General features: G+C 41.6%; 18 protein-coding genes and 1 pseudogene. All 19 read right to left on the bottom strand.

The features are described 5' to 3' along the window. Positions 1-60 precede the first annotated feature (60 nt). The 19 genes and pseudogenes from DWY37_RS00790 to DWY37_RS00700 all read right to left on the bottom strand — a co-directional run bounded on the left by DWY37_RS00790 (position 61) and on the right by DWY37_RS00700 (position 20,900). A complete protein-coding gene (locus DWY37_RS00790; protein ID WP_117698711.1) occupies positions 61-819 on the bottom strand; it encodes an MBL fold metallo-hydrolase in 759 nt (252 codons plus the stop codon). 10 nt (positions 820-829) lie between these two features. Beyond that, positions 830-2,134, bottom strand: coding sequence for an amidohydrolase family protein (locus DWY37_RS00785; RefSeq protein ID WP_118542033.1), 1,305 nt, complete (start codon positions 2,132-2,134; stop codon positions 830-832). A gap of 91 nt (positions 2,135-2,225) precedes the next feature. Beyond that, positions 2,226-3,062 (bottom strand): purine-nucleoside phosphorylase, encoded by an 837-nt coding sequence (locus tag DWY37_RS00780; RefSeq protein ID WP_022243267.1) that lies wholly within the window; start codon positions 3,060-3,062, stop codon positions 2,226-2,228. Between the two features lie 38 nt (positions 3,063-3,100). Continuing rightward, a complete protein-coding gene (locus tag DWY37_RS00775; protein ID WP_118544400.1) occupies positions 3,101-7,621 on the bottom strand; it encodes a PolC-type DNA polymerase III in 4,521 nt (1,506 codons plus the stop codon). Positions 7,622-7,629: 8 nt separating this feature from the next. Continuing rightward, on the bottom strand, positions 7,630-8,688 hold the full coding sequence (gene ispG, locus DWY37_RS00770) for a flavodoxin-dependent (E)-4-hydroxy-3-methylbut-2-enyl-diphosphate synthase (protein WP_118057388.1): 1,059 nt from the start codon (positions 8,686-8,688) through the stop codon (positions 7,630-7,632). 28 nt (positions 8,689-8,716) lie between these two features. Continuing rightward, complete coding sequence (gene rseP, locus DWY37_RS00765; RefSeq protein WP_118542035.1) at positions 8,717-9,748, bottom strand: RIP metalloprotease RseP; 1,032 nt, start codon at positions 9,746-9,748, stop codon at positions 8,717-8,719. 1 nt (position 9,749) lies between these two features. After that, positions 9,750-10,892 carry a 1-deoxy-D-xylulose-5-phosphate reductoisomerase gene (gene dxr, locus DWY37_RS00760; protein WP_117698708.1) on the bottom strand — a complete coding sequence of 381 codons (1,143 nt, stop codon included), beginning with the start codon at positions 10,890-10,892 and terminating at the stop codon, positions 9,750-9,752. Between the two features lie 8 nt (positions 10,893-10,900). Continuing rightward, positions 10,901-11,707: a phosphatidate cytidylyltransferase gene (locus tag DWY37_RS00755; protein WP_117698707.1), complete on the bottom strand. Its 807-nt coding sequence runs from the start codon at positions 11,705-11,707 to the stop codon at positions 10,901-10,903. A 1-nt stretch (position 11,708) separates the two neighbouring features. Next, positions 11,709-12,410: pseudogene (locus tag DWY37_RS00750) on the bottom strand (isoprenyl transferase); the annotation flags it as partial. Positions 12,411-12,492: 82 nt separating this feature from the next. Beyond that, on the bottom strand, positions 12,493-13,047 hold the full coding sequence (gene frr / locus DWY37_RS00745) for a ribosome recycling factor (RefSeq protein WP_022243274.1): 555 nt from the start codon (positions 13,045-13,047) through the stop codon (positions 12,493-12,495). A 15-nt stretch (positions 13,048-13,062) separates the two neighbouring features. Then, positions 13,063-13,758, bottom strand: coding sequence for a UMP kinase (pyrH, locus tag DWY37_RS00740; RefSeq protein ID WP_022243275.1), 696 nt, complete (start codon positions 13,756-13,758; stop codon positions 13,063-13,065). After that, complete coding sequence (locus DWY37_RS00735; RefSeq protein WP_022243276.1) at positions 13,758-14,615, bottom strand: polymer-forming cytoskeletal protein; 858 nt, start codon at positions 14,613-14,615, stop codon at positions 13,758-13,760. The genes pyrH and DWY37_RS00735 overlap by 1 nt, the downstream gene beginning before the upstream one ends. A gap of 21 nt (positions 14,616-14,636) precedes the next feature. Continuing rightward, positions 14,637-15,620, bottom strand: coding sequence for a polysaccharide deacetylase family protein (locus DWY37_RS00730; protein ID WP_117698705.1), 984 nt, complete (start codon positions 15,618-15,620; stop codon positions 14,637-14,639). Positions 15,621-15,806: 186 nt separating this feature from the next. Continuing rightward, positions 15,807-16,745: a translation elongation factor Ts gene (gene tsf / locus DWY37_RS00725; protein ID WP_022243278.1), complete on the bottom strand. Its 939-nt coding sequence runs from the start codon at positions 16,743-16,745 to the stop codon at positions 15,807-15,809. Positions 16,746-16,850: 105 nt separating this feature from the next. Beyond that, positions 16,851-17,588 (bottom strand): 30S ribosomal protein S2, encoded by a 738-nt coding sequence (rpsB, locus tag DWY37_RS00720; protein WP_022243279.1) that lies wholly within the window; start codon positions 17,586-17,588, stop codon positions 16,851-16,853. A gap of 142 nt (positions 17,589-17,730) precedes the next feature. Beyond that, positions 17,731-18,285, bottom strand: coding sequence for a hypothetical protein (locus tag DWY37_RS00715; RefSeq protein ID WP_118542037.1), 555 nt, complete (start codon positions 18,283-18,285; stop codon positions 17,731-17,733). Continuing rightward, positions 18,275-18,940, bottom strand: coding sequence for a DUF6115 domain-containing protein (locus DWY37_RS00710; protein ID WP_117698702.1), 666 nt, complete (start codon positions 18,938-18,940; stop codon positions 18,275-18,277). The genes DWY37_RS00715 and DWY37_RS00710 overlap by 11 nt, the downstream gene beginning before the upstream one ends. A 19-nt stretch (positions 18,941-18,959) precedes the next feature. Further along, complete coding sequence (locus DWY37_RS00705; protein WP_147403569.1) at positions 18,960-19,274, bottom strand: hypothetical protein; 315 nt, start codon at positions 19,272-19,274, stop codon at positions 18,960-18,962. A gap of 30 nt (positions 19,275-19,304) precedes the next feature. Next, positions 19,305-20,900: a FapA family protein gene (locus DWY37_RS00700; RefSeq protein ID WP_158575644.1), complete on the bottom strand. Its 1,596-nt coding sequence runs from the start codon at positions 20,898-20,900 to the stop codon at positions 19,305-19,307. Positions 20,901-20,902 lie beyond the last annotated feature (2 nt).

The raw sequence follows: 20,902 nt of genomic DNA, 5'->3' as shown, positions 1-20,902 counted from the left end.
CCTTCCCCTAAGCAGGAAACGTATTAAGTATAGACCAATTAATGGCATAATTCAAGAATTTCATTTGAGATTGTCCATATCAAATACCTGATTTTCTTTTTCGATATCCATGATTCGGTCCGTATACAAATGATTATCACATTTTTGCTTGTATTTTTCAATGGCAGAATAATCCTGCCACATATGCATCGGGAATACATAATCAGCTTCCACATTTTTCATGAAATAAGCCAAACCAAGGTCAGTATACTCACCAAGTCTCGGGTCTAAAACCACAAATGCCACATTGATATGCTCACCTTCTAACTTGCGTATCTGGTGTCTATAGTCCCGCTCCATCTTGCCATTAATCAGCTCTCCCACATGCTCCATCTTCCAGTTATGAAGGTCTCCTGCATGATAAATGGTCTTGCCACAGGTCTTTACCAGAAACGCCACACCGGCATCCGTGGAACGAAGGGTTCTTACCTTCACTTTTCCGATTTCATATTTCTTATCCGGAATGACATATTCGATACATTTCTTTGCCCGCTCCGGAATACCGTGTTTTTTCATAAAATTCGGACTCATTTTTGTATCTTTTGACAAAATAAAATGAATGTCTTCATAATCCTCTGCCAGTTTTAAAATATTCATATCAAAGTGGTCCTGATGCTTATGGCTTGCAAAGAAATAAATGGATTTGTCTTTGTCAAATACCGGAAGCACTCCGGTAAAAGTATAACCGGTTACACGGTTTCCTTCAAAATAATCAAATATCAAAATCACATCTTCCATTTCCACCACAAAACAGCTATGATGTACAAATATTACTTTCATATCGTTCCTCTCATTTCATTCTGCCAATAATTTCATTTGCTTTCCGGTATATTTCTTCCGGTTCAAATCCAATCTGAAATGTGTTATCTTCATAAAGAATTTGTCCATTTACCATAGTAAGCTTTACATTCTGTTTGCTTCCGCTGTATACAATATTCCTGACGAGATTATTTTCCGGCTGCATATTCGGCTGTTTTAAATCAAGCATGATTAAATCTGCTTTCTTTCCCTCTGCCAGACTATCGCATTCATTTAATCCCATGGCAGCAGCTCCTCCTGTCGTTGCCATATAAAGTACTTCTTCCGCACCAACACAGGCTGCATCCTTTTCTCTGACCTTTGCCAGACCGGTAGTTAAAAACATTTCCCGGAACATATCAAGGCAGTTGTTACTTGCCGGGCCATCTGTTCCGATAGCAAGATTAATTTCCTCTTTTATAAAGCGGTCAATCGGTGCGATTCCGCTTGCCAGCTTCAGATTCGATGCAGGATTCGTTACTGCCGTAAGATTTCTCTTTCGAAAAATTTCAAAATCCTCATCTTCAAAATATACACAGTGATAACCACCGCCGCCATATTGAAACATTCCAAGCTCTTCCATCAGCCGGGTCGGTGTCATTCCATAACGCTCCTTACACTGTTCTACTTCAAGTGCAGTCTCGGAATTATGGAAATATACCGGTGCATGCAGCTTTTCGGATAATGCTGCCACCTGTTTTAAGTGCTCTTTTGAGGTGGTATATTCCGCATGAAATCCCGGCACATAACCGGTTAAGTCACTCATTTCATTGACTTTATGATAAATTTCTTCCATCTCTTCAATGGAGCTTGTAAAATCATTGAAGCTGCTGACCTGCATGGTCCGGAATCCACAGTCTATGGAAGCCTTTGCAATTGTCTCCGGAAAGAAATACATATCAAAATTTGAAGTGATGCCACTGGTCAGATATTCCATGATGCCTAGTATGCTGAGCCAGTATATATCATCTGCCGTAAGCAGTGCCTCTTTCGGAAATACCTGCTTTGTCAGCCAGTCCTGTAATGGCAGGTCATCCGCATAGGAACGTAAAAATGTCATAGCCGTATGGGTATGGGCATTTTTAAATCCCGGCAGCAGCAGGTTTTTCCCTGCGTCAATTTCCCTGTCCCAAAGAATCATTCCTGCCGGCTCTTTTTCAAAAACACGTTCCGTATCAAGGCCATCCCCGATATAGATAATCTCATTCTTCTTTACCCACAATTCCCCGGTTATCACCTGAAAAGAATGTCCCTCTGACGGCGCTAAGATTCTGGCATTGTAAAAACGTATATTCATACGCAATCCCCTCCTTATCTTCTACCTTCTCCTGATAGATATCTGCCTCTTATATTTAATTTCTATAGCTGCTTCCCGCTATACCATTTTCTTACAGAAATGTTTTCATACCGGTAATAGAATCGGTCACCAGCTTTTTAAACAATGGTGCAACACGATCTGCTGTCTCCTGAACTTCACGGTGTGTCAGGGAAAATGGTGAAATTCCTGCCGCAAGATTTGAAATACAGGAAATACCGCAGATTTTCATCCCCATATGATTTGCTGCAATGGCTTCACAGGCTGTACTCATGCCTACCGCATCTGCCCCCAGTACACGGCACATGGAAATCTCCTGTGGTGTTTCAAAATTCGGTCCTGATAACTGCAGGTAAGTGCCTTCCCGAAGCGGAATATCTGCTTCAATGGCAGCTTTTCGGATTATTTTCTGTAAATCCTCATCATAGATATGGCTCATATCCGGGAACCTTTCCCCCAGTTCATCGATATTTGCCCCGATTAAAGGAGATGGTACAAAGCAGCCAATCTGCCCGGTAATCATCATCAGATCTCCGGCTTTCATTCCCTGCTGTATTCCCCCTGCAGCATTGGTAAGAAAGAGTACCTTTGCGCCCATCATTTTCATTAATCTTGTTGGCAGCACAACATCCTGCATGGAATAACCTTCGTAATAATGCACACGTCCCTGCATACATACTACCGGCACATCCCCTACATAACCGAATACGAAGCGCCCCTTATGCCCCGGTACCGTTGATACCGGAAACCCTTCGATATCGTGATAATCAAGCACTGCTTCCACCTTCATATTCGTGTCAGCATAATCTCCTAATCCGGAGCCTAAAATCAATGCTGCCTGTGGTTTAAAATCAATCTTATCTTCAAAACATGCATAACATTTTAAAAGCTTTTCATATACTTCGTTCATGCTCCTCACTCCTTTTAACAATTATACCTTCCTATGTATTAAAAATCAAATAAAGAAAGCTGGTTCGATTCCGGCAAGTCCCCAAATAATCCAAGGTCTCCCATCAGATCAATTACGGTCTTACTAACTTTGGTCCGCTGTCTGAAATCATCCTTGGAAAGGAACGGACCATCCTTTGCAGCCTCTACCACTGCCTCTGCCGCCTTCTCGCCAAGACCATCTATCGTACTTAAGGCAGGCATCAGTCTGCCATCAATAATCTGGAAACGGGATGCCTGGGCTTTATATAAATCAATGGTCCAGAACTCATAGCCTCTTGCATACATTTCCTGCACAATACGCATATCCTTATAGGTATCCTGCTCCTTCTTCGATAGTGAATCCTTTCGTTTCTCATAATCACGCATGAAATAATTCAGCTTGTCTTTTCCCTGACACATAAGCTCATAACTGAATCCGGTTGCACGGATGGAAAAGTATGCTGCATAATATGCCAGCGGATAAAACACCTTACAGTAAGCAATACGCCATGCCATCATAACGTATGCCGCCGCATGGGCTTTCGGGAACATATACTTAATCTTCTTACAGGACCAGATATACCAGTCTGGTACGCCGTGGGCAGTCATTTCTTCCTCCCACTCCGGTTTTAAGCCCTTTCCCTTACGGACAGACTCCATAATGGTAAAGGATTCCTCACTGTCAAGTCCCATACTGATAAGATAAATCATAATATCATCACGGGTACAGATTGCCGTAGAAATGGTTGCTTTTCCCTCTTCAATCAATGTCTGGGCATTTCCTAACCATACATCCGTACCGTGTGAAAGACCTGCAATTCGAATCAGATGGGAAAAGGACTGCGGGTCTGCGTCAATTAACATCTGCATCGCAAAGTCTGTTCCAAACTCAGGAATTCCAAGGGCACCGAGTGTACAGTTCGTCAACATATCCGGTGTAATACTCAGTGCACTGGTATTCTTAAATAAGGACATAACGGACTTATCATCCAGCGGAATCTTCTGTGCATCAATTCCAGTTAAGTCCTCAAGCATACGGATCATGGTCGGATCGTCGTGTCCGAGAATATCAAGCTTTAATAAGTTGTGATCAATGGAATGGTACTCAAAATGAGTCGTAATAATATCGGTTGTCATATCGTTAGCAGGATGCTGAATCGGTGTAAAGGAGTAAATTTCTTCCCCCACTGGCAATACTACGATACCTCCCGGATGCTGTCCGGTGGTCCGGTGGATTCCCACGCAGCCCTGCACAATCCGGTCTATCTCACAATTTCTCTTATGCACACCATGCTCTTCATAATAATTCTTTACATAACCGAATGCGGTTTTATCTGCCAGCGTACCAATGGTTCCGGCACGGAAGGTCTGTCCCGCGCCGAAAATTACTTCTGTATATTTATGGGATTTACTCTGGTAATCACCGGAAAAGTTAAGATCAATATCCGGCTCTTTATTTCCCTTAAATCCAAGGAATGTTTCAAACGGAATGTCAAATCCTGCTTTCACCAGTGGTTTGCCGCAGTTCGGACACCGCTTATCCGGCATATCACAACCGGACTGTCCGCCATATTCCTTTACTTCCGGCGAATCAAAATCACTGTAATGACAGTGGGCACAGTAATAATGTGGTGCCAGCGGATTTACCTCCGTGATTCCGGACATGGTTGCCGCAAAAGAAGAACCTACGGACCCACGGGAACCTACCAGATAACCATCCTCATTGGATTTCCAAACCAGCTTCTGGGCAATGATATACATTACCGCATAACCGTTTCCGATAATGGATTTTAACTCCCGCTCCAACCGCTCCGATACGATTTCCGGCAAATCCTCTCCATACATCTCATGTGCCTTGTTATAGCAGATATCACGCAGCATCTGATCGGAATTTTCAATTACCGGCGGACACTTATCCGGGCGAACCGGAGAAATGCGCTCGCACATATCTGCGATCTTATTGGTATTATCGATAACAACTTCTTTCGCTTTCTCACTGCCTAAATAGCTGAATTCCTCCAACATTTCTTCTGTGGTACGAAGATATAGCGGAGCCTGCTCATCGGCATCCTTAAAGCCTTTACCCGCCAGAATAATACGACGGTATACTTCATCCTCCGGGTCCATAAAATGCACATCACAGGTTGCCACAACCGGCTTATGGAATTCTTCTCCTAATTTTACAATCCGGCGGTTAATGTCCTTTAATTCATCCATGGTGGAAATCGGTGCTTTTTCATCTTTTATCATAAATGCATTATTTCCAAGAGGCTGGATTTCAAGGTAATCATAAAACTTCACCAGACGGATAATCTCTTCCTGCGGCCGTCCCTGTAAAATTGCCTGATAAAGTTCTCCCGCCTCACAGGCAGAACCAATCAGTAAGCCTTCCTTGTGTTTTAAGTATTCGCTCTTTGGAATTCTCGCCCTCTGATGGAAATAATCAAGGTGGGATAAGGATATCAGCTTATAGAGATTCACACGACCCAGATCATTCGTTGCAAGAATAATAGCATGATGGGTCGGCATCTTCATAACGGTCTCTTTGCTGACATGTCCCTCGGCATTTAATTCATCCAGTGTATTGATGCCACGGTCAGCAAGCATTTTTACAAACTTTTCAAATATTTCAGCGGTACATGCTGCATCGTCTACCGCACGGTGATGATTCTCCAGCGAAATATTTAATGCCCTTGCTACGGTATCCAGCTTAAAACGGTTCAGATTCGGCAACAGCATTCGTGCCATGGCAACAGTATCTGCAATGGTAAAATCATAAGGAATGCTTAAACGGTCACAGTTATATTTGATAAAGCTCATATCAAAATCAGCATTGTGTGCTACCATAACAGCACCATCACAGAAGGCTAAGAACTCCGGCATAACTTCTGCAATCACCGGTGCCGTAATTACCATATCATCTTTGATTCCGGTCAGATTTTCAATGTGGAACGGAATCGGCACTTCCGGATTAACAAAAGTGGAAAAGCGCTCGGTTATATTCCCTTTTTCTACTTTTACCGCACCAATTTCAATAATTTTATTTACCAGCGGTGAAAATCCGGTGGTCTCTATATCGAATACCACATAGGTATCCTGCAGAGACTGATTCTTTGAATTTTCTACAATGTCCTTCAAGTCATCCACAAGATAAGCTTCCACACCATAGATAATCTTAAAGTCCGGGTCATCCGGCAGTGCATGGTTTGCAATCGGGAATGCCTGGACATTTCCATGATCGGTAATCGCCAGTGCCTTATGTCCCCACTTATATGCCCTTTTTACCAGATCTCCTACATCAGTAACACCATCCATGTCACTCATCTTGGTATGGCAATGAAGCTCTACTCTCTTTAACGGGCTGTTGTCCATTCTTATTGTAGTAAAATCAGGGATTTTCTTAATTCCGACAATGGAGCCGATGGTCAGCTCACTGTCAAATTTATCAATGGTCGTTACACCTTTAATTTTAAGAAATGCTCCCTTTTTCAAATCTCCCATCAGTTCCGGTAGATTCTCATTTTTTGTAAAGATTTTAAGCACAATGGAATCCGTAAAATCCGTTACCGACATAATGATAATTGTCTTTTCACCACGGATTTCTCTTGTATCTAATGTCATTATCTGTCCACGGATGACAACTTCTCCCATTTCACCTACGATGGTCTCAATCGGAATTGCATCCTCTTCAAAATCACGGCCATAAATAACATCCAGATTGTCTGATTTTTTAACAAAATCTCTTCTCTGGAAGGAAGATTTTCCCTTGAAATCCTTTCCGCCGGAAAAGTTATTCTTTCCAGCAGCAGGTGCTGCTCCTGCACCTTCTGTGCCGGTAGTCTGTTTTTTCTCCGGGGCAGCAGGTGTTTTTTCCTTTTCTGACGCTCTAGCATCGGGCTGTGCGTTTGCTTCATTGGCAGCAGGCTGTTCCATGCCATCCGCATTCTGCGTTCTTGCAGCAGCGGTTCGTGCCACGATATGGGCAACCTCTGTTTCAATCTGGCTGTCTGCACTCTTTAAATAATCATTTTCTGCCGGCTTCTCATACTGTGGCTCAATCATTAATTTTAATCCACAACGTTCGCAGATGATTTTTTCTAAGATATCAATCAGTTCATTACTCCGCTCTGTGGCAACAATGGTATCCTCTATGGTAAGAATCATATGGTCTTCCCGGTCAAATTCCATTTTGCTGCAGCGCATCAGATTATAGAGCAGTACGCTGTAATTGCGAATCTCTTCTAAAATACTCTCCCGGTATACCGCCATCAGTTTTTCCGGTGTATACTGGCTGGATAAATTAAATTTTTCTATGATTTTAACAGCTATCTCCTTGTGCGGAAATAGCTGTTGTCTGATTTCTTGTTCAATATGATAGATTTCCGGTTTGGGAATTAGCCTTGTACTCTCTAAATAAATCCGCAGTGCATTCTGTGCGGAATTCGATGCCACTTTTGTAATCTCTGTTTCTTTCAAAAGTGCACTCATCTCTCCGGTAATCTTTAATGTCGGAAAAACTTCAAAAAACAGTTTTGCCATAATTTTTCCTACTCCTTATTCCAGTTCAAAAGTTCCTTTCTTAATTCACTTAAGAGCTGATTCTCCGGTACTTTACGGTCTATCTGACCATGCTTTATAATTAGTCCTTCTCCCACACCGCCGGCAATTCCGATATCGGCTTCCTTTGCTTCTCCCGGTCCGTTGACTACACAGCCCATAACAGCAACCTTGATGTCTAAAGGAATGTCCGCTACCATATTCTCTACCTGATTTGCCAGTTCGATTAAGTTGATTCTTGTTCTTCCACAGGTCGGACAGGATACTACCTCAATGCCACCCTTGCGGAGTCCCAAGGTTCTTAAAATCAGTTTTGCTGATTTGATTTCTTCTAACGGATCTCCGGTTAATGAAACACGAATGGTATCTCCAATCCCCTGATTTAAAATCAGTCCCAGTCCAATGGAGGATTTAATATTTCCGCTGATAATCGTTCCTGCCTCTGTAATTCCCACATGCAGGGGATGATTGGTTTGCTCAGCAATCAGTTCATGGGCTTTTACACACATCATAACATCTGAAGATTTGATACTGATAACGAGATTGTCATATCCCATATCTTCAATAAGATGCACTTTATCCAAAGCACTTTCTACAATGCCTTCTGCGGTAACACCATGATATTTTTCTACTAAATCCTTTTCCAGTGAACCGCTGTTGACTCCCACACGGATTGGAATATTTCTTTCCTTTGCTACGTCTACCACAGCCTGTACACGCTCTTTGCTTCCGATGTTGCCCGGATTGATTCTGATTTTATCTGCTCCATGCTCCATGGCAGCAATAGCCAGCCGGTAATCAAAATGAATATCTGCAACCAGTGGTATTGCTATCTGCTTCTTAATCTCAGTCAATGCTTCTGCGGCTTCCATTGTCGGCACCGCACAGCGGATGATATCACAGCCTGCCGCTGCCAGACGGTTAATCTGCTCTACGGTTGCTTTTACATCCTCTGTCTTTGTATTGGTCATTGACTGTATCAGGATTGGATTTTTTCCACCGATGATACGGTCTCCTATTTTTACCACTTTCGTATCTTTTCGTTCCATGATTGCTTTTCCTCCTGTGCAGGATTATTTAAAATAATTTTCGAATATCGTTAAACATAACAAGCACCATCAATGCCAGAAGCAGCATCAGTCCGACAAAATGAACCATGCCCTCTTTGTCCGGATCCACCCGTTTCTTTCTGACGGCTTCTATAATCAGAAATACCAGTCTTCCTCCGTCTAATGCCGGTAATGGAAGCAGGTTCATAATTCCAAGATTGGCAGTCAGCATTATGGAATAATTAATTAATGTCAATACCACCGATAGCGTTCCCGCTGACTTGCTCTCGTCATAAGTATCACCAATATTCTTTACAATACCTACCGGTCCCGAAAGTTCATTGACACTGACTCTTCCGGTCACTAACATCTTCAAGCTGTCCATGGTAACTTCTATCCAGTATTTCACTTCATATACGCTATATTTTATGGTCTCAAAAATATTACCCCGCTCACGCATGGTATTTCCATAGATTCCAAAGAGATTTCTTCCTGCTTCTTCATCATATTTCGGGCTGATGGTACAGGTATATTCCTCTCCATCTCTTTCATAGGTCACTTCCAGATTCTCATTGGAATGAAACAGCGTGTAAACACTTACTTCACGATAAATATGAATGTTCTTTCCATTGATTTCTTTAATGATATCTCCAGCCTGAAGTCCTGCTTCCTCTGCCGGATATCCTTCCATAACACCTTTTACCTCCGGCCGGTCAAATCCGGCTGTCCCGATAACAATCAGTGCCAGAAAGAATGCCAGAATAAAGTTAAAAACCGGTCCTGCCGCTACAACTGCTATTCTCGCCCATACGGACTTGCTGTTAAAGGAGCCTTCACTTTCCGACTCTCCGTCTTCGCCTTCCATCATACATGCTCCACCAAAAGGCAGCAGTTTTATGGAATATTTTGTCTCTCCCTTTGTAATTCCAAATAGCGTTGGTCCAAGTCCCAGGCAAAATTCATTTACTTTGATTTTATTTTTCTTTGCCAGCAAAAAATGTCCCAGTTCATGAAAAATAATAATAAAACTGAACATTAAGATTGCAATGATTATTTTCAATCTACCACCTGCTCTCTATATACTCATACGCAGCCTGCTCTGTTGCAAGGATTTCTTCTACGGACGGACTGGCAATATAGGTACACTGCTCCATACACGCCTGTGCAATTTCCGGAATCTCCAAGAAACGGATCTTTCCGTCTAAGAACATTGCTACCGCTCTCTCATTTGCTGCATTAAAAGCAGTCGGAATGTTACCGCCCTTTCTACAGGCTTCATAAGCCAGTTTCAATCCGTAAAAAGTCTCCATATCCGGCTCTTCCAATGTAATTGCCTTCATTTTCCAGAAATCAAGCCGGTCTCCACTTAAGTGTAACCGTTTCGGATAATACAGGGCATACTGGATTGGAAGCCGCATATCTGCCGTTCCAAGCTGTGCAATGACTGCACCGTCTTCATACTCTACCATAGAATGTATGATACTCTGTGGTTGTACTACAACCTGAATCTGGTCTGCATTTACATCAAACAGCCATTTTGCTTCAATGACTTCAAGTCCCTTATTTATCATGGTTGCGGAATCAATAGTGATTTTACGTCCCATGCTCCAGTTCGGATGCTTCAATGCATCTTCCACTTTTACCTGTTCTAATTCCGCCCGCTTCTTTCCACGGAATGGTCCGCCGGAAGCTGTCAAAAGTATTTTTGCAATTTTATTGTCTCCGGCTCCCTGCAGAGACTGAAAGATTGCACTGTGTTCACTGTCCACTGGAAGGATTTTCACATTACATTCCTTTGCCAGCGGCATAATAATATGTCCTGCGGTAACTAAAGTCTCCTTATTAGCTAGTGCAATGTCCTTTCCTGCTTTCATAGCGGCTATGGTCGGACGGATACCAAGCATACCCACAATGGCAGTTACAAGAATCTCTGCTTTCTCTTCCGTTGCTACTTCTAAAAGTCCTTCCATCCCGGAAGCCACCTTTACCTTCAAATCTGCAACCCTTGTCCGAAGCTCAATCGCATCCTCTTCTGCCCATACAGCAACCAAAGCCGGATGAAACTCCCGGATCTGTTCTTCTAATTTTGCAATATTATGTCCTGCCGCAAGTGCAGTTACTTCAATATCTCCATGTTCTCTTACAACAGAAAGTGTCTGGGTTCCGATGGAACCAGTGGAACCTAAAATTGCAATCTTCTTCATGTTTCCTCCTACTTGCCAATCAGATATAATGCAAGATAATAAATAATTGGCGCTGTAAATATTACACTGTCAAAACGATCTAAGATTCCACCATGGCCAGGAATCAGTTTGCCATAATCTTTAATGTCATAATTACGTTTGATTGCAGATGCAGTCAGGTCTCCAATCATAGATATGATTGCCCCAATCGCACAAATCATGCAAAGCATAATGATATCACGGTTGGTGCTTCCCATAGAGCCCTGGAAAACAAAGCAATAAATCAGGGTTAATAATGCTGCTCCCACTACTCCGCCAACAGCTCCTTCCCAGGATTTCTTCGGAGAAAGCACCGGTGCCATCTTGTGTTTTCCAATCAGCACACCCACGCAATATGCACAGGTATCGCAGCCCCAGGAGCATAAGAAAATTAACCATACAATATAAGCTCCACCCGGTAGCATTCTGGTCTGATATACATAAGAAAGCATCACCGATACATAAAATACACCAAAAAATGCTGCTAACATCTGCTCGGTATGATATTTCGGATAAGAAAATACATATACAAACATCAGCACTACCAAAAGTGCGATGACAAATAACAGCATATCCGGAATAAACTGAAATTTCAGATTGCAATAATATACAATCGTTGCCAGTCCGCCGACGACACCGGCACAGCTTTTTTCAATTTTAAACACACGATACAGTTCATACAATCCAATCAAAGAAATAATTCCGGTTACTGCCAGCAGCAAATCATTTCCGGTAATAATGAATACCAGTGCCAGAATTACCAGCACGATTCCACTTAATAATCTTGTCTTAAACATATTACTCCTCCTCTATCTTTCCATATCTCCGGTCTCTTCCGCTGTAATCCTCTACTGCTTTACGCAGTTCTTCCGGTGTAAAGTCCGGCCATGGAACCTCTGTAAAATATAACTCACTATAAGCAAACTGCCACAGCAAGAAGTTGGAAAGCCGCTGTTCTCCACTGGTGCGGATCATAAGATCAGGATCCGGGATATCTTTCGTATCAAGATAGGATTCATATTTCTCTTCGGTAATCTCCTCTGCCGAAATACCATCCTGCCACATTTTCTTCATTCCACGGATCATTTCATCTCTTGCTCCATAATTAATGGCAATCTGTAAATTCAGTCCCGTATTATGGGCAGATTCTCTTTCCAATACAGCAATCTGCTGCTGGAATTTATCATCCAGCCGGCTGGTATCCCCGATTACACGGACTCTCATATTATTCTTGTCCGCTGTCTTTATACAGTTCTTAAGATAACTGCTCAAAAGCTTCATCAAAGCATCTACTTCATTCTGTGGACGGTTCCAGTTCTCTGTGGAAAATGCATACATGGTTACGTATTCTATGCCCAGATCATGCGCTGCTTTACAGATAACTTCAACATTCTTTGCCCCCATAGTATGTCCATAGTTTCTTGGCATTCCTCTTTTCTTTGCCCAGCGTCCGTTTCCATCCAGAATAATTGCAACATGTTTTGGAATCTTCATCTTTGTTCTCCTTTTTACAGATGTTTACAACATAAAAGGGGACACGGCAATCGCGCTATGTCCCCATATGTGTCGTACATGGATAAGATTATACCGTAAGGATTTCCTTTGTCTTTTCCTCTACTGCACCATCAATTTTTGCAATATATTTATCCGTAATTTTCTGAGTATCGTTTTCTAATTCCTTTAATTCATCCTCAGATACTTCATTTGCTTTGTTCTGTTTCTTGAATGCATCATTGGCATCCCTTCTGATATTACGGATTGCCACCTTGGCATTCTCACCTTTTTTCTTAATATCCTTTGCCAGTTCTTTACGTCTTTCCTCGGTAAGCTCCGGGAATACAAGACGGATTACTTTACCATCGTTGGTTGGATTTAAGCCTAAATCAGATGTTAAAATTGCTTTTTCAATCTCTTTTACAAGGGATGCTTCCCAAGGCTGGATCTGAATCATTCTTGGCTCCGGAACATTGATATTTGCAACCTGCTGTAACGGGGTCGGTGTTCCATAATAATCTACAGTAATTCTGTCTAAGATATGCGGATTCGCTCTTCCTGCCCGGATAGTTGCATATTCTTCCACAAGATTCTCGTATGATTTCTGCATTTTCTCTTCATATGGGTTTAATCTGCTATCCATAAATAATCTCCTTTATTATACAGTCACTTTCGTGCCGTTAAATTTTCCGCTCATTGCATTTACAATGCTGTCCGGCTCATTTAATCCGAATACATACATTGGCATTTTATTTTCCATACACATAATAGATGCGGTTAAATCTACTACTGCAAGCTTCTTATCAATCACTTCCTGAATGGATACCTCATCATATTTCTTTGCTGCCGGATTTACCTTCGGGTCACTGTCATAGACACCGTCAATGGCTTTTGCCAGGAAAATGCCCTCTGCATCCATTTCAATGGCACGGAGTACAATTCCGGTATCTGTTGAAAAATAAGGATGTCCTGTTCCACCTGCAAAAAATACTACCATTCCTTTTTCAAAATATTTATTGGCACGGTCTTTTGAGAAAAGTTTGGTCATGCTTCCACACTCAAACGGAGTCAGAATCTGTGTCATCATTCCAACAGAACGGAAGATTTCAGATACATAAATACAGTTCATAATCGTTGCAAGCATACCAATCTGGTCTGCTTTGGTACGGTCGATAGTCTCGCTGGAACGTCCTCTCCAGAAATTACCGCCACCAATTACGATTCCAACCTGGCATCCGCCATCTACAATCTGTTTTACCTGGCGGGCAACTTCTGTTACGGTCGGCTCATCAAAACCTGTTTTCTTTTCTCCTGCAAGTGCTTCTCCACTTAATTTTAAAAATACTCTCTTCATTATTTATTCTCTCCAAAAAGACTTTCCACATCAATATCAGCATAGCACTGGGAACAGAAACCTTCGATAACTGCACCATTGTTAATCTGAACAGAACGGGATTTGATGTTACCCATAACAACTGCAGAAGTATCTACAACTACAGGTCCCTGAACATCGATATCGCCCTTGATTGCTCCTGCGATAACTGCAGAGCTTGCGGTAATATTTCCAATAATGACAGAACCAAGTCCGATTTTAACAGTTCCGGTGCTTACCACTTCACCTTCTACTTTTGCAGCATCAGCGAAGAATTCAGCAGAATTGCTGTTTCCATTGATAGTTCCGGTAACAACCAGCTTGCCATTACACTGAACATCACCATTAATATTTCCACGGATATCTAAAGAACCAGTAGATGCCATATTACCTGTAATGGATGTTCCTTCTGTGATTACAGATACTTCATCTGAAACTTCATCTGATGTCTGAACCGGAGCAAAATGCGCCGGAGTTGCCGGCTGTACCGGTGTTACTGTCTCTTCTGGCATTGTCATGGTTTCATTTGCTGTTGTCTCACTCATTTTACTTTCCTCCTGAATATGTAAATCTTCTTTTTCTTCTGCAGCTGGTGTCTCTACTTTTGTTTCTGTTTCCTGTGCCGGTGCTTCCTTCTCTACCGGAGCATTGGCATCCTTGGTAACCTTTTCTAAAAGTCCGTCCAATTTGGATAATTCAGACTCCACATCCAGTTCATCTTCCAATGTATTGACTACTACATCGTTATCCTGCTCTGCTGCCTCTGTTGTGTCTTCACCCGGTACCAGTTCGTTCACTGCCTGTGATAAATCCTCTTTAAAATCTTTAAAAAAGCTCATTCTTAAAAACCTCCATTTTTTCTATTGAACACTGTCTGCACTAATATGCTGTATTACAGTTGTATCCTCAGTAATCGGAAGTAACTCTACTCCCTGTGCCTGTAGTGCCTCAATCATCGGACCTAAGGCTTCCACCGTTGTCTCCTTCGTATTTGCATCATGAAGTAACACAACCGATGTTTTATATTTTACCACATCCTCTAACACATTATCTACCAGCTCGTCCGCTGTATATGCCTGTGATGTAGCATCACCACTGGTTACATTCCAGTCAAAATAAGTAACATCCTGATCATTCAGATATTTTATAAACTCTTTCATATCAGTATTACTGACCTGATTGCTGCTTCCACCCGGGAAACGATAATAATGGCAATCCTCTCCCGTTATATCATAAAGATAATTTTGTATTTTGGTAAAATCATCCTCAAAATTTTCAAGCGAATCGTAAATCACACTGTATTTATGGGAATAAGAATGCATTCCCAGTGTGTGCCCCTCATTTACAATTCTTTTATACATCTCCTGGGACTCTTCATCTTCTTTTCCTACAACAAAAAATGTTGCTTTCACATTATACTGCGCCAATGTATCAAGAATAGCTGCCGTATTGGAACTTGGTCCATCATCAAAGGTAAGATATACTTTAAGCTGATCTCCCGGCTGTGCCTTGTTGCTTTCATCCTCTGCCACCAATGGCTGGATAATCGAACTGTCTGCATTCTGATCCTGATATTCTGTGTCTGTCTGTAATTCCGTTCCAGTAGACATTTCTCCTTTCGACTGGTTCTCGTCCTGCTGTACCTTTCCGGAAACAATACCGCTTGATACCAGCCTGTCTATCTGGTTCTGTAAAGAAATTACCCGGCACAACAATACCACGCACAAAATAATCGATATCAGCATCCAGGCGAAGATAGATGTTATAATCCCCGTCTTCATGCGATTAATGCGTTTTCGCCTTTCCCGCTGTTCCTTTAACCCCTTCGTGGTCTTCTCTTCCATGTAGTGACCTCCCGGTCATAAAATCTCTTTTCTATTGTAACACACTTTAACAAAATATCACTATAAAAAATAATTTTAATTGAATTACTTCTTGAGATTTTTCTTTCTTTTGTCAGAAAATTCCCCTGCAGAAATCACTCTACAGGGGAATTTTATATACTTTTACAATTTGTGCTAAGCTTTTGCTTAGTTTCCTGCTATCTGAGCAGCAACTTCTGCAGCAAAGTCTTCATTTTTCTTCTCCAAACCTTCACCTGTTTCGAAACGTACAAACTTCTTAACAGATACAGGAGCACCAACTTCTTTGGAAACCTGCTCTAAGTATTTTCCAACTGTCTGTTTTCCATCTTCTGCTTTTACATATACCTGATCTACTAAGCAGATTTCTTTTAACTCTTTGCTGATACGTCCTTCGATCATTCCATGGATAACCTTTTCCGGTTTCTGGGACTCTTTCGGATCATTCATAATCTGAGCTAAGAGAATTTCTTTCTCATGTGCGATGTAATCTGCACTTACTTCATCTCTGGAAACATATTTTGGATTTAAAGCTGCTATCTGCATTGCAATGTTGGTTAATGCTTCTTTTACTGCATCATTTACAACAGTTGTGTCAGCATCAACGATAACACCGATTCTTCCGCCGCCATGGATATAAGATACTACACAACCATTCTCAGCTACAACCTTTTCGAATCTACGAATCTTTAAGTTCTCTCCGATAACTGCAACTTTCTCTACTAATGCATCTTTTACTGTCTTGCTTTCATCTGCATTCCATTTTTCTTCCATGAATGCATCCATGTCTGCTGCGTCAGAGTTTACTGCCTGTGTTGCAACAGCCTCTACAAACTCACGGAATGTATCATTTTTAGCAACGAAGTCTGTTTCAGAGTTAACTTCAACAACTGCTGCTGTCTTATCATCTTTTACTACAACAGTACAAAGACCTTCTGCTGCAATTCTTCCAGCTTTCTTCTCAGCTTTTGCCTGTCCGTTTTTTCTTAAATATTCAACAGCCTCATCCATGTTGCCGTCTGTTTCACCTAATGCTTTTTTACAATCCATCATTCCTGCGCCGGTTAATTCACGCAGTTCTTTTACCATTGCTGCTGTAATAGCCATCTTCATTTTCCTCCATTTATTTTTTCTAAAGGTAAGGACAGGCAATTACTGTCTGTCCTGTTTTATACACACGTTGTGTGTTTCTTATCGTTTAAAATACTGTTCTTATGCCTCTACAGCTTCTTCTGCATCCTCTGCAGCTTCAGTGTCAACATCAACAGTTCCCTGATTTGCTTCGATAACAGCATCTGCCATTTTAGAAACGATTAATTTAACGGCTCTGATTGCATCATCGTTACCAGGAATTACATAATCTAACTCTTCCGGATCACAGTTTGTATCTGCAATACCAATAAGTGGAATTCCTAAGGAATGAGCTTCCTGAACGCAGATTCTTTCTTTCTTAGGATCTACGATAAAGATAGCATCTGGAATCTTCTTCATTTCTTTAATTCCGCCTAAGTTCTTCTGTAATTTGTCTAATTCTTTCTTTAATTTGATAACTTCTTTCTTAGGAAGAACATCAAATGTTCCATCCTCTTCCATAGTTTCGATTGCTTTTAATCTTGCAATACGGCTCTGGATTGTCTTGAAGTTAGTAAGCATACCACCTAACCATCTCTCGTTTACATAGAACATGTTACAACGCTCTGCTTCTGTTTTGATTGCATCCTGAGCCTGTTTCTTTGTTCCTACGAAAAGAATAGTACCACCATCAGCAGCGATATCTGCCATAGCTTTGTAAGCCTCATCAACTTTGCCTACAGATTTCTGCAGGTCGATGATGTAGATACCATTTCTCTCTGTGTAGATGTATGGAGCCATTTTAGGATTCCATCTTCTGGTCTGATGTCCAAAATGAACACCTGCTTCTAATAACTGTTTCATTGAAATAACGCTCATTGTTTTTCCTCCATTTGGTTATTCTTCCATATACTTCTTATTATCAGACAACCTTGCGGCACCAATCTGACAATCGGTATATGTGTAAATTTATCGCAACGCATGGATTATATCATACTCAGCCATGCTATGCAACCTTTTTTTAATGATGAATCGTTTTATCCGTAAGTATTCCGGCAATTTCTTCATAGCCAGCCCCTTCCGGAATCGTTACGGTTCCAGGCAGGACAAAATTGGCATAATTATTATCTACCATATATTTATTAAATGCTTCTGCATTGTCCACAAGACCTTCTTCCTGCAGACGCTGCGAAACCGCATTAGAAGAATCTCCTACTTCTACGGTAAATTCCTTCTGTACCATATTAGTTCCATCCTGTGACGGTGGTACGGCATCCGCTCCATCTGTTCCCACATCCTGCGATATCTCCCCTGAATCAGTTATTCCCGGCTGCATATCTGTCTGTTCTGTATTAAAACCGTCTTCCGTGCTCTTTGGAATCTCATCTTCTGTTTCTGTAGCTTTTGGTATGGTGTCCTTTCCGGTATCTTCCATTACCATTCCAAGTTCTTTTGCCCTTGCAATGATTTCATCATCTGAAAGGTCATTTTTCTTCATTGCAAATGATATGGATAAGATAATCGTGCTTATCAGAATACCAATTCCCAAGCCTCTCAGATAATACTTAAACTTCACTTGTATCTACTCCTTTATACAATCCTACAACCAATCTCACTTCACCCTGTCCAAGGCCCAGTTCCTTTGCTATCTCTACATACGATTTTCCCTGACTGTATAAGGCAAGGATTTTTTCGTTATGATTCGTCTGCTCCGGCTGTTCTTCCATCTCTCCGGTTGCCGGTTCCGCTTCTGTCTCCACCGGTTCCTCTGTGGCTTTTACTTCTTCTGTTTCTTTAACTACAGACTCTTTCGCCTCTTCTAAGCTCTCACCGATTTCGGCTGACATCTCGCCAATTTGTCCTGCAAGCTTTGTCAGTTCTGTGTGCTTGTCATTTAGCATGCTGTATAAAAACATAATCTCATTATGGGTCTGATTCATCTTCTCCATAACGGTATCCGAATATTCACCGATTGCCAGCATTTTTTCATTGGTCTCTTTATCCAGTGCCCGCTCCACCTTATCTGTGGAATCTTCAATTGCATGGTCAATCTGGTCTTCTATCGCAGCTTCTGCATCTTTCAACTTGTTTTCCAGTATTTTTTTTATCTCATTCTGACTCAGTTCCGCAATACGGTCTAATTCTGCACCGGATAGCTTTTCTGTTACCATAAAGCTTCCTATCATCATAACCAGACCAGCCAGAATCAGGATGATTTCCACGCCTGTCATCTGTCAGATACACTCCTTTTTATATTTTAACATCAAAGCCGCCAATTGCACCTTTGATAACCACACGGTCTTCTTTCTGTTTCTTTTTCCGTTGTTCCTGCCGCTGGTACTGACCCTTTCCCTCTTCCTTTGCATCAAAACGATGTTCTTCCATCTGGGAATCATCTTTCCTGGTCACCTGCTCTGATTGGCGGTATTCTTCTCTTTGCACTTCCATCTGTATATTTTGCTGATCCACCATAGGTTTCATATCCTGCTGTTGTTTCAGTGTTCCAACATCCTGTGTTCTCTGAATAACTCCATTCATATCTACCGGACGAATCGACATATCCATGCACCTCCAGCCTGTCTCAACCGTACTTCATTACATGTTTGAGATTTTTACTTCACCCTCGTCCTTATAAAGCTGGCAGAAACTTCTGTCATCCTTTACAATAAGGCTTACATCGGTAATATTTACAATTACTCCCGCATACAGTGTCTTTGATACTTTCACCCTTGCATTGCTACTGCCATTTAATATACTCTGCAGCCTTTCGTATTCATGCTCTAATGGTGTACGCTGAGCTTCCTTCTCCTTAAAAGCACGCATAAGCTGTTCAATATACTGGATTTTTCCCTGATCCAGTTTTTCTTTATTCTTAAGCTTCTCTCCATAGGTAGTAAGAATCGTCCGAATCTGTTCAATGGTCTTATTCAGCTGAAGCAGTTCTTCCTGCACTTTCACATAACGTTCTTTCTTTTCCGGATCCACACCAACTTCAATACGTGTTCCTGCTCCAAGGCTGGAACCAATGGTCTGGGCTTCTACCAGACTGCCCGCCCGGATAACACCACCTGTTATGAATCCGTTCTTACCACTTACGCGAACCTCTGTTGCTGCGGATACCTTACTATGTAAAATAGAATCTGTTTCAACATAACCTCCGGAAATGATGGTTGCATTTTCAATAAACTTGCAGATAACATTTCCCTGTGCCCGAAGTATTCCTTTGGTCATTCCATGAATTCCACGTTTTACAATAATCTGACCACCCGCCTGTATCAGTGCATCTTCTACCACGCCGTCTACTACTATATCACCTTTTGCAATAATTGAAAAACCACCCTTTACATTACCTCTTACGGTAACGTTTCCCGGATAATCAATATTACCGGTGGAATTATCCACGTCTGCCGGGACTTCATAGACATCTGATACAAATACTTTACCATTTACCAGACTTGCATGTCCGGTTACTTCAGAGTACAGTTCTGTTTTGTCTTCCGATACCCGGATATTATTTCCATATTCTAACTGAAGGGAGCGTACCTGTTTTGGTTTAATTTCCCTTCCTTGTACATCATATCCTTTGATTCCATGATCTTCCGGAAATAATTTTGCCAGAAGGTCGCCTTCATTGATATGGCTGATTACATTCAGTTCACGGTAATCTACCGAACCATCTTCATTTTTCTTCGGCTTTAAATTAACATCTGTATTAAAATAATATTCAATTCTGGCATCCTGACCATCTACCGGTTTTTTCCCTTTTGCCAGCACAAAATCGGTACAGTATGCCCTATCCTGGAAAAATTTTAAAATTTCATCCTGATCAACCCCTGCTTTGACACCTTTTGCAGTTAAATCCCTTATAATTTCCTGCACATTTATATTCGTGCCACCTGCAGCCGGATAAAACCTGCATACCGCCTCCATGGCATCTGCTGATACTGTTACGGACATCTCTTCATTTATCTGAATCGGATAAATATCTCCGACCATAATCTCTGTCATCTCATTGCTGTTAATTGCTGCAACCAGTTCCTTTAAATTATAATCCGGGCAGCCATGCCTTTCCAGATACTCTGTCAGTTCACCAATTTCAATAACATTTCCTTCCAGAGCTGCCGGGAAAAGCTTAATATAAGTCGCATGTTCCTTTATCACAAATTGAAAATAAGCATTTGCCTGTCCCATAG

Origin of the sequence: Roseburia sp. AF25-13LB (genome assembly GCF_003478915.1) — a bacterium.
In the GTDB taxonomy this organism is placed as follows: Bacteria; Bacillota; Clostridia; order Lachnospirales; family Lachnospiraceae; genus Roseburia_C; species Roseburia_C amylophila.
Note: the sequence above shows the minus strand (reverse complement) of the source record. Positions and strands in the feature narration are given on the sequence as shown.